At 69.4% G+C, this 14,857-nt stretch carries 17 protein-coding genes; 4 read left to right on the forward strand and 13 right to left on the reverse strand.

Annotated features, from left to right (window positions below):
* Positions 1-8 precede the first annotated feature (8 nt).
* Both VFX14_10310 and VFX14_10315 read right to left on the reverse strand, forming a co-directional pair.
* Positions 9-575, reverse strand: a complete 567-nt coding sequence (locus VFX14_10310) for an HdeD family acid-resistance protein (protein HEU5190070.1) — start codon at positions 573-575, stop codon at positions 9-11.
* A gap of 30 nt (positions 576-605) precedes the next feature.
* Positions 606-1,292, reverse strand: coding sequence for a hypothetical protein (locus VFX14_10315; protein HEU5190071.1), 687 nt, complete (start codon positions 1,290-1,292; stop codon positions 606-608).
* A gap of 161 nt (positions 1,293-1,453) precedes the next feature.
* Between VFX14_10315 and VFX14_10320 the strand changes: the two genes are divergently transcribed.
* Both VFX14_10320 and VFX14_10325 read left to right on the forward strand, forming a co-directional pair.
* Positions 1,454-1,804, forward strand: a complete 351-nt coding sequence (locus VFX14_10320; protein ID HEU5190072.1) for a hypothetical protein — start codon at positions 1,454-1,456, stop codon at positions 1,802-1,804.
* Positions 1,805-1,821: 17 nt separating this feature from the next.
* Complete coding sequence (locus tag VFX14_10325) at positions 1,822-2,706, forward strand: amino acid ABC transporter substrate-binding protein (protein HEU5190073.1); 885 nt, start codon at positions 1,822-1,824, stop codon at positions 2,704-2,706.
* 1 nt (position 2,707) lies between these two features.
* On the opposite strand, the gene VFX14_10330 is transcribed toward VFX14_10325, so the two are convergent.
* Positions 2,708-3,127: a response regulator transcription factor gene (locus VFX14_10330; GenBank protein ID HEU5190074.1), complete on the reverse strand. Its 420-nt coding sequence runs from the start codon at positions 3,125-3,127 to the stop codon at positions 2,708-2,710.
* Positions 3,124-5,670 (reverse strand): MASE1 domain-containing protein, encoded by a 2,547-nt coding sequence (locus tag VFX14_10335; GenBank protein HEU5190075.1) that lies wholly within the window; start codon positions 5,668-5,670, stop codon positions 3,124-3,126. Before VFX14_10335 ends, VFX14_10330 begins: the two co-directional genes overlap by 4 nt.
* 230 nt (positions 5,671-5,900) lie before the next feature.
* On the opposite strand from VFX14_10335, the gene VFX14_10340 reads away from it, so the two are divergent.
* Positions 5,901-6,710, forward strand: a complete 810-nt coding sequence (locus VFX14_10340; protein ID HEU5190076.1) for a mechanosensitive ion channel family protein — start codon at positions 5,901-5,903, stop codon at positions 6,708-6,710.
* Position 6,711: 1 nt separating this feature from the next.
* On the opposite strand, the gene VFX14_10345 is transcribed toward VFX14_10340, so the two are convergent.
* The 4 genes from VFX14_10345 to VFX14_10360 are packed head-to-tail and all read right to left on the reverse strand — an operon-like array spanning position 6,712 to position 9,958.
* Positions 6,712-8,574 (reverse strand): alpha/beta fold hydrolase, encoded by a 1,863-nt coding sequence (locus VFX14_10345; protein ID HEU5190077.1) that lies wholly within the window; start codon positions 8,572-8,574, stop codon positions 6,712-6,714.
* Positions 8,575-8,591: 17 nt separating this feature from the next.
* Complete coding sequence (locus tag VFX14_10350; protein ID HEU5190078.1) at positions 8,592-9,041, reverse strand: hypothetical protein; 450 nt, start codon at positions 9,039-9,041, stop codon at positions 8,592-8,594.
* 2 nt (positions 9,042-9,043) lie between these two features.
* Positions 9,044-9,658 (reverse strand): peptidoglycan-associated lipoprotein Pal, encoded by a 615-nt coding sequence (pal, locus tag VFX14_10355; GenBank protein HEU5190079.1) that lies wholly within the window; start codon positions 9,656-9,658, stop codon positions 9,044-9,046.
* A 36-nt stretch (positions 9,659-9,694) separates the two neighbouring features.
* Complete coding sequence (locus VFX14_10360; GenBank protein HEU5190080.1) at positions 9,695-9,958, reverse strand: hypothetical protein; 264 nt, start codon at positions 9,956-9,958, stop codon at positions 9,695-9,697.
* A 204-nt stretch (positions 9,959-10,162) separates the two neighbouring features.
* On the opposite strand from VFX14_10360, the gene VFX14_10365 reads away from it, so the two are divergent.
* A complete protein-coding gene (locus VFX14_10365) occupies positions 10,163-11,170 on the forward strand; it encodes a DUF4105 domain-containing protein (protein HEU5190081.1) in 1,008 nt (335 codons plus the stop codon).
* 33 nt (positions 11,171-11,203) lie between these two features.
* On the opposite strand, the gene VFX14_10370 is transcribed toward VFX14_10365, so the two are convergent.
* From VFX14_10370 to VFX14_10390, 5 genes are all read right to left on the reverse strand, one after another.
* Positions 11,204-12,229 (reverse strand): trypsin-like peptidase domain-containing protein, encoded by a 1,026-nt coding sequence (locus tag VFX14_10370; GenBank protein ID HEU5190082.1) that lies wholly within the window; start codon positions 12,227-12,229, stop codon positions 11,204-11,206.
* Positions 12,230-12,239: 10 nt separating this feature from the next.
* Positions 12,240-12,662, reverse strand: a complete 423-nt coding sequence (locus VFX14_10375) for a hypothetical protein (protein ID HEU5190083.1) — start codon at positions 12,660-12,662, stop codon at positions 12,240-12,242.
* A gap of 26 nt (positions 12,663-12,688) precedes the next feature.
* Positions 12,689-13,171, reverse strand: a complete 483-nt coding sequence (locus VFX14_10380) for a glycine zipper family protein (GenBank protein HEU5190084.1) — start codon at positions 13,169-13,171, stop codon at positions 12,689-12,691.
* Between the two features lie 131 nt (positions 13,172-13,302).
* A complete protein-coding gene (locus tag VFX14_10385) occupies positions 13,303-13,926 on the reverse strand; it encodes a response regulator (protein HEU5190085.1) in 624 nt (207 codons plus the stop codon).
* 55 nt (positions 13,927-13,981) lie between these two features.
* Positions 13,982-14,857 (reverse strand): DUF2950 domain-containing protein (locus VFX14_10390; protein ID HEU5190086.1); only part of this gene is annotated, 876 nt, incomplete at its 5' end.

Here is a 14,857-nt window from a genome sequence, read left to right on the forward strand (position 1 = left end):
CGGTCGGCTCATCGCGCGCGCGTCATCCGCTGGGCGACGCGATCGCGCAAACCCTTGAGCCGGAAGCCGAGCGCGATCTCGAGAAGACCAACCACGATCGCCATGGCCCCGATCGCCCACAGAAGCGCAAGCGCCCCCGCCCCGGGCGAGATCACCAGGAAGAGGCCGAGCACGATCGCGAGCACGCCGCTCGCGGCGAGCAGCCACTCGTGATCGATTTCCTTTCGGAGGTGAACCGCGGCGATCACCTCGAACACGCCGCGCATGACGGCCCACGCCGCGATCAGATAGAGCAAGGCCAGGGCGGTAAGGCCGGGCAAGGCGATGGTCAGGACGCCAACCGCGACGGCGGCGATCCCGGCCAGGAGCATCCCCCAGGGAAATCGTCCCGGCTGTCGCGCGGTCACCGCGGCAATGACGGCGAAGACCCCGTCGAAGAGGGCATAGGCTCCGTAGACGAAGATGAGCACGGCCAGCGTCAGACCGGGCCAGGCGAAGGCCGCCACCCCGAACAGCACCGCACACACGCCGCGCAGCACCAGCGCCCACCAGTTCCGAGCCAGGGTCATGAGCATGGTCGGGCCTCCCTTCTACGAGTAGACCCGCTACTTCGTCGCCGGGGCCGGCGCCGCCGTCTTCGCGGGCGGCGGGGTCTTGACGGAGATCGCGAGGCCTTCCGTGTAGCGCGCGACCACCTGATCACCCTTCTTCACGTCATTCAGCCGCTTCACCGAGGGATCCACCTTGATCGTGCGTGCGTTGCCCTCGGGGCCCCTGAGCGTCACGGTGCGCGCAGCGTAGTCGATGGCCTCGACCGTCGCCGTCACTTCCTTGGTCTCCACGATCCGGGCCGCCGGCTTGTGGCCCTTGGGCGCCACCTCGACCGTGCGCGACTCGTTGGCGCTCGGCCCGGCGTCGGCCTTGCGAACCACGAGCGCCACCGACTCGAGATAGCGGGCAGTGAGCACGTCACCGACGTGAATCTGATCGAAGTTCTTGACCTCGGGGCCGGCCTTGATCGTCACGATCTTGCCCTTGGGCCCCTTCAGCGTCACTTCCCTGGTCGCGGGGTCGACGGCCTCGACGGTCGCATGAAGCGTCGTGGTCTCTGCGAACACCACGCCGGGCTTGGTCTCGGGCGCCTTCGCGGCGGGCGGCGTGGTGGCCGGGGGGGTCGCGGCGGGCGGCGAGGCCGGCGCGGTCTGGGCCGTCGCCGGACCCCCGGCGGCCAGGAGCAGGCCCCCCGTCAGGGCGAGAGCGACCGTGAGCGATCGCGCGAAGATCTTGCGCATGAGGAGTCCTCCTGGCTCGAATGGTCAGACGGAGCCGGTCCACGTTGTAACGCTGCGTGCATGCGAGGTGATAGTTGGACCTTGGTCCCATTGCGCGGAGCCCGGCCGGGCAACGTACAACCTCCTCAGGCGGGCGATAGTCGCACCCAGGAGGTGCAAACATGACGAGACGGCGGATCCTCGTGCTTTCGTGCGTGCTGCTGGCGTGGACCCTCATGGCGACGCCGGCGGCCGCCCAGATCCCGGGACTGGGCTCGCTTCCCACCTCGCTCGACAAGGGCGCGCTGCTCGAGCAGGCCAAGCAGCTGGTGGCCGATCTCACGGCGATGAAGCAAAATCCCAGCCTGAGCCCGGCGGACAAGGGCAAGGTGGACTCTCTCCTGCCCAAGGCCAACTCCCTCAACGCCGAGCTGGCCAAGCCGCAGGTGGAGCCCAACCGCCTCACCCAGCTCGCCGGTCAGCTCGGCGATCTTCAGAAGCAGGTGGGCTCCCTCAAGGGCATGATCAAGTAGTGAGGAGGAACACACACGTGAGACGCTTTGCCTTGCGCGCGCTGACCCTCGCCACCGCGGCGCTGCTCGCCGCCGGCTGCGCCTCCACGGGCACCAGCAGCAGCTCCGCACCCGCCGGAACCCTCGACAAGATTCGGGCGACCAAGACCATCACGCTCGGCTTTCGGGACTCCTCGGTGCCGTTCTCCTACCTCGACTCGAGCCGGCAGCCGATCGGCTACTCGATCGACCTCTGCAATGCGGTGGTCGATGAACTCCGGCGCGAGCTGAAGCTGCCCGACCTCCAGCCCAAGTGGGTGCCGGTGACGGTGGAGAGTCGGGTCAGCGCGGTGATGAACGGCACCATCGACATCGAGTGTGGCTCCACGACCAACACGCTCGGCCGCCAGGAGCAGGTGGACTTCAGCCTCACCACGTTCATCACCGGCGCGAGCCTGCTCGCGATGCCGGGCACCGACGCGAGCGGCGATCTGAGCGGCATCCGCATCGCGGTCATTCCCGGCACCACCACCGAGGCCATTATCCGGGACGTGATCAGCCGGGCCGGCGCGGCGAGCCGGGCCCAGATCGTCGCCGTGAAGGACCACGCCGACGGCCTGGCCGCGCTCGTCAACAAGACCGCCGACGTCTACGCGTCGGATCGCGCCATCCTGATCGGGCTGGCGATGTCCTCGCCCGATCCGCGTCAGTTCGCCCTGCTCGACCGCTTCCTGTCCTACGAGCCGTACGCCCTCATGCTCCGGCGCGGCGACCCCGCGTTCCGCCTGTCGGTGAACCGCGCGCTCGCCCGGCTCTACCGGTCGGGCGACGTGCTCCACGTGTACTCGCGCTGGTTCGGCCAGTGGGGTCCGCCCAGCGCGATCACCGTGGGGATGTACGCGATCGAGGGGCTGCCCGAGTAGCCTAGAAGGCGTCGCTGCCGAAGCGCCGGCGCAACGTCCAGCGCTTGCGGTCGCGGTCGAGGGCCTGGCGCGCCGCGCCCAGGAGCTCGGAGTCGTCGAAGGGCTTGGAGAGGAAGTCGACAGCGCCCGCTTTCATGGCGCGCACGGCCATGGGCACGTCGGCGTGCCCGGTGATGAAGATCACCGGGATGTCCCGGCCCGACGCGACGAGCCGGTCGTGGAGATCGAGACCGCTCTGCCCCGGCATGCGGACGTCCAGCACCAGGCACCGAGGGCCGTCGTGCTCGGGCCGCTCGAGGAACTCGCGCGCGGAGGCGAAGCTCTCGACCCGATGCCCCGCCGTGCGCAGGAGGCGCTCCAGCCCGCGGCGCACCGAGGGATCATCGTCCACCACGAAGATGGTGGCTTCTGGCTCGCTCATGTCACGCCGACCCGGCCCAGGGGAAGCCGGAAGTGGAACGTGGCGCCGCGGGTGCTGTTCTCCGCCCAGATCGTCCCGCCGTGGGCCTCGATGATCGAGCGGGCGATGGCCAGGCCCATCCCCATGCCGGACGACTTGGTCGTGTAGAAGGGCTCGAACACCGTCTCCAGCGTGCCCGGCCGCAGGCCGGGGCCACCGTCTTCGACTGAAGCCTGGACGCAGCTGCCGTCGGCGTTGCGCGTGCGCACCACCACCGTCCGGTCGCCGCCCAGCCGCTCGGCCATCGCCTCCATGGCATTGAGCAAGAGGTTCAGCAGCACCTGCTCGAGCTGCACCCGGTCGCCGGTGACCACGGGGACGCTGGATTCGAGGTCGAGCGCGACGCTGACGTTGCGGATCACCGTGTCGCTGCCCAGGAGCTTGAGCACGTCGCGGATGAGCGCATTGAGATCGAGGCGGCTCACCTCCGACTCGCCCTTCCGCAGGAGGTCGCGCAGGCGCTGGATCACCTCGGCGGCTCGCCGGTCGTCCTCGATGATGTCGTGGAGGATGGCGCGGAGCTCCTCGAGGTCGGGCCGCGCCCGCTCGAGGAGCCGGCGGGCGGCCTGCGCATTGGTGAGGATCCCCGTGAGCGGCTGATTCAGCTCGTGCGCGAGGGAGGCGGTCAGCTCGCCCATGGTGGAGACGCGCGTGAAGTGCGCCAGCTCCTGCCGGCTCCGCTGCGCCTCCAGCTCCGCGCGCTTGCTCTCGGTGATGTCCGTGCTCGATACCACCGCGCCACCCTCGGCACGGCTGAGCGGCACCACCGACATCGCGTACCAGCGTTCGGGAGACGCGCCGCCTGCCGGGTACTCGAACGAGAAGCCGGCGCGCCTGCCGTCGAGCACGGACTCGATCCCCGCGAGGGCCTCGCCGGCGTGGGGCTCGCCCCGCCGCGCCGCCTCGCGGCACACTCCCAAGTAGTTGTCGCCGACGGAGACGGACGCGCCGGGAGCCTGATGGAAGTCGGGGGACGCCCGCGTCCACACCCGGTTCACCGCGATGACCTCGCCGGCCCCGTTGAGCACGGCCACCCCGCTCTTGAGCGAGGCGAGGATCGCCGTCTTCATCAGCTCGCTGGCGCGGAGGGCGTCTTCGCTCTCCTTGCGGGCGAGCGCGTTCGCGAACACCTCGGTGACCAGCTGAAGGCGCCCCACCAGTTCCTCCGGCCACTCGCACTCCCGGCCCACCGTGACCAGCGCGAGGGCGCCCAGCACGCGCCCGCCCCCCACTAGCGGCAGCGCGAGCTTGGACACCGTGCCGGCCTCGATCAGCGAGTCCCGGTCACGCTTGGCGTCGGGCGGCAGATCGCCCGGGCGCAGAAAGATCAGTGACTGCTCCCGTCGCAGCTGGCTGACCACCCAGGGGAAGGCGTCGACCAGATTCGTCCGCGGCGGCGGCGGCAGACCGGGCATCGACCAGGCGTGGCTCACCGTGAAGGCGGTCCGGTCCTCGGAGAGACGCAGCAGCATCACGCGATCGACGTCCACGAAGCGACCGAGTCGCTCCAGCCACACCTCGAACGTCCGGTCCATCTGATTGGACGGCAGATGGACGAACGCGCCGGACAGCCGCGCCAGCAGCTCCTCGAAGCGGAGGCGATCGGCGAGCACGGTCCGATCGCGCCAGCGCTCCTCGACGAGCCCGGCCAGGCACAGTAGGGGCACCGCGCTCACCGCGAGCGAGACCTGTAGCACCAGCACGCTCTCGGGCGAGGGCGGCATCGTGAACCCCGCGTGCCCGTGCGTGGCCGCCCAGATCACGACCATCATCGTCATCAGGAAGGTCAGCGTCGCTCCGGCCGGCCCGAAGCGCACCGTGCCCCACAGCACGAACGGCACGAAGAAGGCGACCGGCGTGTGCGGGGAGCCGAGCAACGGGCTCGCCGCGTCGGAGTGCCCGAAGAAGTACACCACCGCGACCGAAATGATGCCGGCCGCGAGCAGCCCGGCCTCGAGGCGGCGGGAGAGGCTGGCATATCGCGCGCGGCTCCAGGCCGATCGGATCACGAAGACGATGGCGGGAACCAGCGCCAGCTCGGTGATGAGGTTCGAGAAGAAGCGCGTGCGCCACACCGTGACGTACGGCTCGCCCAGCCACAGCGACACGGCCCCGGCGTCCACGAAGGATGACAGAAACGGTCCGAGGAAGCCGGCCCCCACCACGAACGCCGCCACCCGCGGCAGCGTGTCGAAGCGCGCGGGCGCATCGCTCAGGGCGCGCACGGCCGCCGCGCCGATGAGGGCCTCCAGGCAGTTCGTGGCGAAGAGCACGAACACCAGGGTGGGCGGCGAGATCACCGGCAGCTCCACGACGAGGTGCGCGGGCAAGGCAGCGAGCAGGTAAATCCACCACCGCCGGGGCGGCGACATCAGCAGGGCCGCGGTCAGGATGGAGTTGGGCGGCCACAGGATCGAGGGGGTCGCGGGCGGGAGCCGCAGGATGAAGCCGATGTTGGCCCCGACGAAGTAGCCCAGGCACACCGCGAGCGCCGTCGCGCCCACACGGAGGGCTGAAGGCGTGGATTCGCCGTTAGCCCGCATGCCGGCGGCGCAAGAATGACGCCCTGCGGCGTCTATCGACGTTCACCGTGGCTATCCCGGTCCCCTCCGTCGTGGGCTCCACTGTCGGGCGGGCGTCATCCTACTGCCATCAGACCTTCGTCCCATACGACGGAGAGGGGCCGTTCGATGATACTCGACACGCGGCATCGGATCGGCGAAAGGAGGGGCGCATGGACTTCAGTACGATGGGACAGGTCGCAGTCGCCATGATCACCCAGGTGGGGCTCCGCATCCTGGGTGCCATCATCCTCTGGGTCATCGGTCGCATGATCATTTCGGTAATCGTGCGGCTCGTGTCGCGATCGCTCACGATGCGCCACGTGGACGCCACCATCACCCGGTATCTCGGCAACATCCTGGGCGTCATCCTGAACATCGGCCTCGCCCTGGCGATCCTGAGCCTCTTCGGCGTGGAGACGACCACCTTCGCGGCGCTCATCGCGGCGGCCGGTGTCGCCATCGGCGTGGCCTGGGGCGGCCTCCTCTCGAGCTTCGCGTCAGGCGCCTTCCTCATCGTCCTCCAGCCCTTCCGAGTCGGCCAGTTCATCACCGCCGGAGGCGTGACGGGCACCGTGAAGGAGATCGGCCTCTTCGTCACCGCCATCGACACGCTCGACAACGTCCGGACCCTCGTGCCCAACAGCAAGATCTTCGCCGACAGCATCCAGAACTTCTCCACGAACCCCTACCGCCGGGTGGAGCTGGTCGCGCAGCTCGACCACGGGGTGGACCATCGCGAGGCGACGTATCGGCTCAAGGAGCGTCTCGCCAAGATCCGGAACGTCCTGCCCGAGCCGGAGCCCGACGTCGAGATCCTCACGTTCACCCTCGCCGGCCCGGTGCTCGCGGTGCGGCCCTACTGCAACAACGCGCACTACTGGCAGGTGTACTTCGACACCAATCGCGCGATCCGGGAGGCCTTCGGCGAAGCGGGGTTCCCCGCCCCCGAGCAGCACTTCGCGGTGCGTAGCGGCGCCTAGCTCACGGCTCCTTGAGGTGCAGCCGCAGAATACGCCTCACCTCCTCGATCGTGGCCGGCACGCCCTGTGTGGAGTGGGGCGACCGGACGACCAGCTCGGAGTCGACGGGCTCGATGTGGGCGCTCTGGTACTCGACGACCCCGTCATTGCCCTGCTCGTAGGGGCCGACCCCCTTGACCGAAATGATCGAGTGAGTGTGGATGCCGGGCGCGACGGGGATCGGCGCGAGCGCCTCGATGAAGGCGCTTCGCGGAGACATGTTGTCGACCGCGGTCGGGAGCACGAAGCGGCGTCCGCCGAGCAGCTCGGGGTGCAGCGCCAGCTCAGCGCCCAGGCCCGCCAGGGCCGCGGGGGCGCGCACGATCCGCCGGAGTAGATTGGCGATCATCTGGCGCCCCGCCACGAAGCTGCCGTGGTGGGGGGTGGAGATGAAGATCACCCGGCGGACGGCCGGAAACGGCGTCACGAACAGCGACTGCTGCAGAGTCTTCCGACTCTCCGGCGAGAGCCGCAGCTCGAGCAGCGGCACTTTGCTGATCTGATCCCACAGCTTGTTCCCCGTGTCCACCGTGAGCATCTTGGCGAGCAGCCCCCCCTGGCTGTGCCCGATCACAACCATGCGCGCCAGCGCGGGATCGGCGCCCACCGGATCGAGCTGGGTGAGCGCCTTGGTGAGGAGGCGGCGGAGCTGCAGGGCGGAGTAGGCGATGGGGTTGCTGGAGTCATAGGCGAAGAACCAGAACTGATAGCCGCGGCGGATCTCCGCGTCGGCCTCGAGCCGGTTCACCATCTCCGCCCAGCGCGCGGCGCTGGAGAATGTGCCGTGGATGAAGACGACCGGGATGAGCCCCGGCCGGTAGGGCGCGGTGGTGGCGAGGGTTTCTCCCGTGCGCTCCGGCGTGGTGAGGCCGACGAAGTGCCGGACCTCGCGCTCGAGGATCGGCATCTGGGCGAGGGTGTACGCGAGGGCCGCGGTAGGCTCCACCTCCAGGGGCACGCGCTCGCCGCTGATCGTGATCGTCTCGGGCTCGGCAGCGAGGAAGACATCGAGCTGCCCGGCCAGCAGGCTGCCATCGACGAGCGTGCGCCGCACGTTGGGAATGCGCAGCAGCATCGTCACCGCGAGGTTCATCTCGGCGGGCAGAAAGTCCTGGGGCGCCTTGTCGGGGTCGGCGGACTTCAGTGAAGCGGCAAGCGGCGCCCCGAGCCCGGCGCGCCGATAGCGCATGTTGAGACCCTCGACCTCGAGATCTGCCACCGGCGTGAACCGGTCGAAGGCGTAAGCGCCGACCCGCAGCGCCTCCGGGTCCATGTCGATGTCGAGCACACCGAAGGACAGGGCGAAGCGGCCGCTGCGCGGCGTCACCTCGCTGCCGTCAGGTTTCGCGAGAGCGAGAGTGAGGGCGCGATTGTAGAGATCGGCCGCCGTGCGCAGCCGCGGATCGAAGCGGCTGGGCGCCTGGCCGTGGCCCTCCGCGAACAGAAAGGCGTACGCGTAGACCGCGGCCTCGAGATAGCGCGTGAGGTCCTGGGCCGACTGCGCCTGTCGGAACGACAGCTCGGCGAGCGCGAAGAGGTCGTCGAAGTCGGCGTCCTCGGCCACCATGGCCTTGTGCAGCCGGGCGAGCGTCTCGACGGGATCCTTGTCGAAGGCCTCGAGCAGACCGTGCTCGAGGAGGACGTTGCGGGTGGGCGTGCTCAGGCGATCGCCTGTGAGCACGCTGGCCGAAAGCTCGCGTCCCACCTGTTCGGGTGAGACGCGCGTGACGGTCACGAAGGACCCGCAGGCCGAGAGGCTGAGAGCCGCGAGCGCGGCGACAACCCAGCCGCTGACCACGCCCGCGCGCCGGCGAAACCGGAACACCTCGAATCGCTCGACGGCTAGCGGGCCGGCCTCAGATCTCCGCGCAGGGCGGTGCCGCTGTTCAGCATGCCGCTCCCGCGAAGGACTCGCATGCCTTCGCCCTCGAAAAGGGAGAACGTGCCCTGCCCGCGGGCACCCGCCATCAGGACCTTGCCATCCTGCAGCGTGAAGGTCCCTTTGCCGGCCATCACCCCGATGTTCCGCGCGATCCCGTACTCGTACGTCCCGTTCTCGCGGATCACCATGTCGACCCAGTCCCCGTCATCGCGCAGACTGGCGAGACCGATGACGAGACCGGACCACTTCCCCGCGATCATCTTGAAGTCGGTGACGGCCACGGGTGTGAGCTGCGGAGCCGGTGCCGAGGATGCACACGCCCCCAGCGCCAGCATGGCGAGCATGAGCGCGGCGGCCCGGGCCGTGACGCCCGGACCGCCTCCCCGCATCACATCGCGGGCCGCTCGCATGCTCAACGAGGCTTGCTCAGGAACCGATCCCGCCGATTCTTGGCCCAGCAGGCTTCATTCTGCTCGGAACACACCGGGCGTTCCTTGCCGTACGACACCGTCGTGAACCGGCTGGCGTCGATGCCCTGGGCGACCAGGTAGTTCACCGCCGCCTTGGCGCGACGCTCACCGAGGGCGATGTTGTACTCCGCGGTGCCCCGGTCGTCACAGTGGCCTTCGACCAGGACGAGCAGGTTGGAGTTGGACTTGAGGTACGCGGCGCTGGCGTCGAGGATCTTCGCATCGCCGGGCCGGATGTTGGACTTGTCGAAGTCGAAGTAGATGCTCTTGAGATTGTCATTCGGCTCATAGTCAGCCGGCGGCGGCGGCGGCGCGGGGGCAGGAGCCGGCGCTGGAGCCACCGGGGCAGGCGCGGGCGCCGGCGGAGGGGGAGCCGGCGCGGGGGGCGCGGCCATCACGGGCGGCGGCGCGGGCGCCGGCGCAGGAGCCGGCGGCGGCGCGACGGGCGCGGGGGCCGCGACCTGCGGGACGACCGGCCGCTTGGGGCAACCACTGACGACGAGCGCCAGGGCCATGAGGGACAGTACGAGTGCAGCCGGCTTCAGTCGCATGTGCATGAGGGGCTCCCTTCGAGCCGGGTGGATCCCCGAGGCTCAGTTCTGGAAGATCTGACTCGGGTCAACGTTGATAGCGTACAGGCCCCACCAGTTCTGACTCCGCGAGTTCTCGATGTCCGTGCGCGTCACCTTGGGGTTCGACCCGTCCTTGTTGTTTTTGAGCGAGAAGAACCCGTGATCCCCCGACGCGAAGTGCGAGCTGTGGGAGAGCCACTCGTTCCAGTCCTCCCGCGTGGCACACCCCACGGTGAGCAACGCTACCCCGACGATCAATGCCGCTACCGACGCTCTTGCGCGCATAGCCCTCCTCCGTTGTGAGTTGCCCACTTCGCTACAGCAGCGCGATTCTCATGGAGCAGGCCGGTCCAGGCAATAAGACGTTGGGCGTATGCCCGCGGCTCCCGGACGCACCCCCAGGTGACTGGAGCCTCCACCGCCCCGCCCCCGGCTATTGGACTTTAGTCCAACTTGCCCCCCGCCCGCTCAAGTTCCTAAGTGTGGGCGATGAGGCGAAGCCGGACGGTGCGGGCCGCCACGCGGGGGCTGGTCGCGGCCGGCGCGGCCCTGGGGGTGATCTGGGGGGCGCTCGCCCTCTACTTCTCGGGGCCGGGTCCCACCGCCGCGCGCATGACGGTCGCGCTCGTGTTCGCGGCGGCCATGGCGGCTCTCGTCATCTGGATCCGGCCCCGCCGCCTGGCGTGGCCGCTCGCCGGCGCGCTCTTCGCCGCGGTGCTCGTCTGGTGGCTGCTCATCCCCCCGCGGAACGACCGGGATTGGCAGCCGGATCTTGCCGCCCTGGCCTGGGCGGAGGTGCACGACGACACCGTGACCGTGCACAACGTCCGGAACACGGTGTATCGGAGCGATACCGACTTCGACGTCCGCTACGAGGACCGCACGTATCGCCTGTCCGACCTCCGCACTCTCGATTTCATGCTCTCGCACTGGGGCGCGCCGGGCATCGCCCATACGATTCTCAGCTTCGGCTTCGCCGACGGCCGCTATCTGGCGGTGTCGATCGAGGGGCGGAAGGAGAAGGGCGAGGCGTACTCCGCGATCAAGGGCCTCTTCAAGCAGTACGAGCTGATCTTCGTGGTCGCGGACGAGCGCGATGTCGTCGGCGTGCGCACCAATGTCCGCGGCGAGCACGTCTATCTCTACCGCGTCCGCACGCCGCCATCCGGGGTGCGCGCGATCTTCCTGCGCTACGTCGCCGAGCTCGACCGCCTGCGCGACCATCCCGAGTGGTACAACGCCGTCACGCAGAACTGCACCACCGCGATCCGGGGCCTCACCGCGCCGGTGGCGGCGCGCTCATGGACCGGCTGGAAGATCTATCTCAACGGCTACCTCGACGAGCTGGCCTATCAGATCGGGGCGGTGGACACGAGCCTGCCGTTCGCGGAGCTCCACGCCCGGAGCCTGATCGACGACCGGGCGCGCGCGGCAGCCGGGGCTCCCGACTTCTCGCGGCGGATCCGGGAGGGCTTGCCGGGGATTGGCGGGTCCTAAAGCGCACTCCGCAGGGCCAGCCCCCGCTCCACGTCAGTCCACTTTGCCGGAGAGCTCGACGATCCGTCCCTGGCGCAGGACCTGCGCCTTGACGATTGAGTTGGGAGGCAGGCGGTTCACGGCGTCCCGGATCTGGATGAGATCCGCGGAGCTCCGCACGGGGATCCCGTTCACGCTGACGATGATGTCGCCGCCGACCACGAGCGGACGCCCGTCGATGGTGGCGGTCGAATCGCCCCCGCGCAGCCCCATCGCGTCCGTGGGCGAGCCCTTGGCCACGACGGTGACGAGATAGCCGAGCACGCCGGGTGGGCAGTTCAGGATGTCGGCCTGGCGCTCGGTGAGGATCTCGCCCTCGACGCCCGTCCACACCGAGCGCTTCTCGAGGAGAAGCTGCCTCGCGGTGTTCCAGGTAACGACGAAGCCCAGCCCTTCGCTGCCGCCGCCCTTGGAGATGTTGTGACTCACGATGCCGACCACCTCACCCGCCATGTTGAAGAGGGGGCCGCCCGAGTTGCCGGTGTTGATCACCGCGTCGGTCTGGAAGAACTCGGCCAGAGGCATCGAGCGGTAGACGGTGTTGGGCGCCCAGCGCGCGCTGATGTAGCCCACGCTGAGCGAGTAGCTCAGGCCATAGGGCGCCCCCACCACGAGGACCTGGTCGCCCACGCGCACCCGATCGGAGTTGGCGAGCTTCGCCACCTGGGCGCCGTTCGGCACCCGCTCGAGCTGGATCATGGAGAGATCGGCGCCGGGCTCCGAGGCGATGACGCGCGCGGGCACGGATTCCCCCCCGATGACCTCCACCGTGATGGCGTCGGTGGTATTGACGACGTGGGCGGCGGTGACGACTTTGCCGTCCGCGGAGATCAAGACGCCGGAGCCTGTCTCGGAGTAGCCGACCACGCTCCCCCCGGACACCTCGCGCCCCCGCGCGCGGATCACGACCACCGAGGGCGTGACCTGCCGGAATACGTCGCCCACGGTCTGCGCCGGGCTCGGAGCCGGAGTCAGAGCCGCCGCGGTGACGAGGACGAGCACGGCGCCAAGGACCTTCACGCTCGAACCGTCAGGGTAGGGTGCAGCCGCCGAAGATCGAGAACGTGTGGTCGTTGTCCACGATGGCGGCGGCCATGCGCCCGGTATCCTCCGCGATGGTCGCGCTCCAGCCCCGTCCGTTCTCGCCGCCCTGCAGAATCAGCGCCCCGTCGATGTTCGACGCCGCCTTCACCGTGGCCATGCGGTTCCCAGCCTTCACCGTCTTCGCGCCGACGTCGATGCGGAGAAAGGTGATGCTGTGATCGTTGTCGTCGTTGAGATGCCGCTCGCACTTGCCCGAGTCGTCGCACTCCATCACGTTCGCGACCGCGCAGAGAAGCGGCTTGGAGCCGTCATACGGGCCCGCCGCCCCCGCGTGGCCGATCAGCGCGGGCGTGCAGGCGATCAGAAGGAGGGCGCAGAGAACGAGGGGCATGCGTCGATAGGCGCTCATACGTTGCTCTCCTCGGTGTGAGTCGTTTACTGAACCGTGTAACCGCGGCCGGCCATGCAGGAGCCCAGCGCGCGCTGGTAGTTCTGCTGCTGGGCGCCGACCTGCTCAGAGTAAGCGGCCTGCTGGGCCTGCGACTGACGGATCTGGTCGTTCCGCCGCATGGTCCCGAACACCGCGCCGGTGGCCGCGCCGATCGCCGCCCCCTTGCCCGCGTTGCCTCCGATGGCGCCCCCGATGGCGCCGACCGCGGCGCCTCGAGCCGCGCCCCGCCCCGGACCCGTGGTCGGCGCCGGCGCCGGCGGCGGGGCCGACGCGGCCGCCGTGGACGGGTCGAAGCCGGTCTGCTGCACCGCCCACACGTGGCAGTCCGCCCGGTCCTGCTGCTGTTGCTGCTGGCTCTGCCCCTTTTGCGGATAGAAGTACGGCTGCGCCGAGGCGGTCGAGGCGATGAGGCCGGCGGCGAGGACGATCGCGACGGGAAGACGGCGGGCTCGATGTCGTGAAGGCATGAGAGGCTCCTCTGTCTCGGTCGGGAACCGATTGCAGTCGATCGCCGAGACTCTAACCGCACGCCGGTCGGCGCACCATGGGACGTTGGTCCTATAGACCAGGCGAGCGCGGCGAGACGCGAGCGAGTGGATCAGGCGTGCGAGACGCCGAGCGACGCCTTCTGCGTCATCCGGACGAGCTCGGCGACCGAGTCCGCCTCCATCTTCTTCATGACGCGCCCGCGGTGGACCTTGATGGTCTTCTCCGCCGCGCCCAGCTCGACCGCGATCTGCTTATTGAGCATCCCCGCCACCACGAGGTCGAGCACCTCGCGCTCGCGCGCGGTCAGCATGGCGAGCCGCGCTGTCAGCACGTCGCGCTCGGCTTGACGGCCAAGCGCTTCCCGGCTCCGCGCGAGCGCCCGGCGGATCGCGTCGAGCAGCTCCTGGCTCTCCACCGGCTTGCGCAGGAAGTCGAGCGCACCGTCCTTCATGGCCCGCACGCTCATGGGAATGCTGCCGCGCCCGGTGATGAAGATGATGGGAAGGAGCTCCTGGCGCGCCCCCAACGAGGCTTGCAGGTCGAGGCCGCTGAGCCCCGGGAGGCGCACGTCGAGTACGAGGCAGGACGGGCGATCGACGCGCTCGCGGTCGAGAAAGGCCTGGGCGGTGGGGAACGTCTCGACCGCGAGGCCGACCGAGCGCACGAGCCGCGACAAGGCGCGCCGCACCGACTCCTCGTCATCCACGATGTAGACGGTGCCGTCGGCCGTCATCGTCGAGCCATACCTCTCACCCCGACGATTCTAGCGTAGCCCGGGAAGCGAGTGCTTACTTCTGCGCGAGCGCGGTGTCCGCCTGCTGCCAGCTGGAATCCGGATTGAACACTTTCATAGCGCCCACGATCCGCGGCGTGGCCTCGCCGAGATCTTTCTGAAACACCTTGCCATCGTGGCTGACGATGAAGGTCATGACGCCGGAATCACCGTACGCCGCGGGGCGCGCCACCAGGGCGAAGCCGCCGATCATGTAACCGCGCGCCACATAGTCGTAGGCGCCGCCGGGCGCGTCGGGGCCCTGCGCGGTCAGGATGCGGTACACGTAGCCGTGGTAAGGCCGGAGTTGACCCTCGGCCACTCGCTGGCCGGAGTATCCCTCGGCACGGGCGCGCGCCACCAGGTTCCCCAGCGGGCTCGGGCGCTCGCCGGGCTTGGTCGGCCAGTAGAGGCCATCGTGCTTGCCCGGCGAGCTGAGAAATTTCTGAGCGTACTGGAGCATGCCCCCGGGCCCCGATCCGAGCCCGTAGTACTCGCGCTGCGCGTCGACATAGGCGAGGCACACCTGGATCGTGTCCAGCTCGTTGCGCCCCACGCGCCGCGCGAGAATCTCCTCTCGCCCGGCCTGCGTGTCGAACCGCCAGCCCTCGGCGTCCGGCACGATCGGGATCGGCATAGGGAAATCGTCGGAGCCCACGAGGAGCACGACCTTGCCGCCGCCCGCCTCGAGCTTGTGCGCCTGATCGTACTTCTCCACGAAGCGCCGCCACGTCGCCTTGTCCGACACGTTGTCGCCCGAGGCCACGACGTCGGCCGCCTCGGGCCCCAGCATCTTGAGCATCGCGGCGCGGTCGCCCGCGCGCATCGCGTCGACGAAGGCCTTGTAGACCTCCTCCGGCGAGCCGGAGAGGCGCGCGCCCCGCGCGTCCGA

It is taken from the genome of Candidatus Methylomirabilota bacterium (assembly GCA_035764725.1).
Taxonomy (GTDB): Bacteria; Methylomirabilota; Methylomirabilia; order Rokubacteriales; family CSP1-6; genus DASRWT01.

What these genes read in the sequence shown, in the direction of transcription:
- VFX14_10310 (HEU5190070.1), bottom strand. Translation starts at nt 575, where the DNA reads ATGCTCATGACCCTGGCTCGGAACTGGTGGGCGCTGGTGCTGCGCGGC.
- VFX14_10315 (HEU5190071.1), bottom strand. Translation starts at nt 1,292, where the DNA reads ATGCGCAAGATCTTCGCGCGATCGCTCACGGTCGCTCTCGCCCTGACG.
- VFX14_10320 (HEU5190072.1), top strand. Translation starts at nt 1,454, where the DNA reads ATGACGAGACGGCGGATCCTCGTGCTTTCGTGCGTGCTGCTGGCGTGG.
- VFX14_10330 (HEU5190074.1), bottom strand. Translation starts at nt 3,127, where the DNA reads ATGAGCGAGCCAGAAGCCACCATCTTCGTGGTGGACGATGATCCCTCG.
- VFX14_10340 (HEU5190076.1), top strand. Translation starts at nt 5,901, where the DNA reads ATGGACTTCAGTACGATGGGACAGGTCGCAGTCGCCATGATCACCCAG.
- VFX14_10350 (HEU5190078.1), bottom strand. Translation starts at nt 9,041, where the DNA reads ATGCGAGCGGCCCGCGATGTGATGCGGGGAGGCGGTCCGGGCGTCACG.
- pal (HEU5190079.1), bottom strand. Translation starts at nt 9,658, where the DNA reads ATGCACATGCGACTGAAGCCGGCTGCACTCGTACTGTCCCTCATGGCC.
- VFX14_10360 (HEU5190080.1), bottom strand. Translation starts at nt 9,958, where the DNA reads ATGCGCGCAAGAGCGTCGGTAGCGGCATTGATCGTCGGGGTAGCGTTG.
- VFX14_10365 (HEU5190081.1), top strand. Translation starts at nt 10,163, where the DNA reads ATGAGGCGAAGCCGGACGGTGCGGGCCGCCACGCGGGGGCTGGTCGCG.
- VFX14_10375 (HEU5190083.1), bottom strand. Translation starts at nt 12,662, where the DNA reads ATGAGCGCCTATCGACGCATGCCCCTCGTTCTCTGCGCCCTCCTTCTG.
- VFX14_10380 (HEU5190084.1), bottom strand. Translation starts at nt 13,171, where the DNA reads ATGCCTTCACGACATCGAGCCCGCCGTCTTCCCGTCGCGATCGTCCTC.
- VFX14_10385 (HEU5190085.1), bottom strand. Translation starts at nt 13,926, where the DNA reads ATGACGGCCGACGGCACCGTCTACATCGTGGATGACGAGGAGTCGGTG.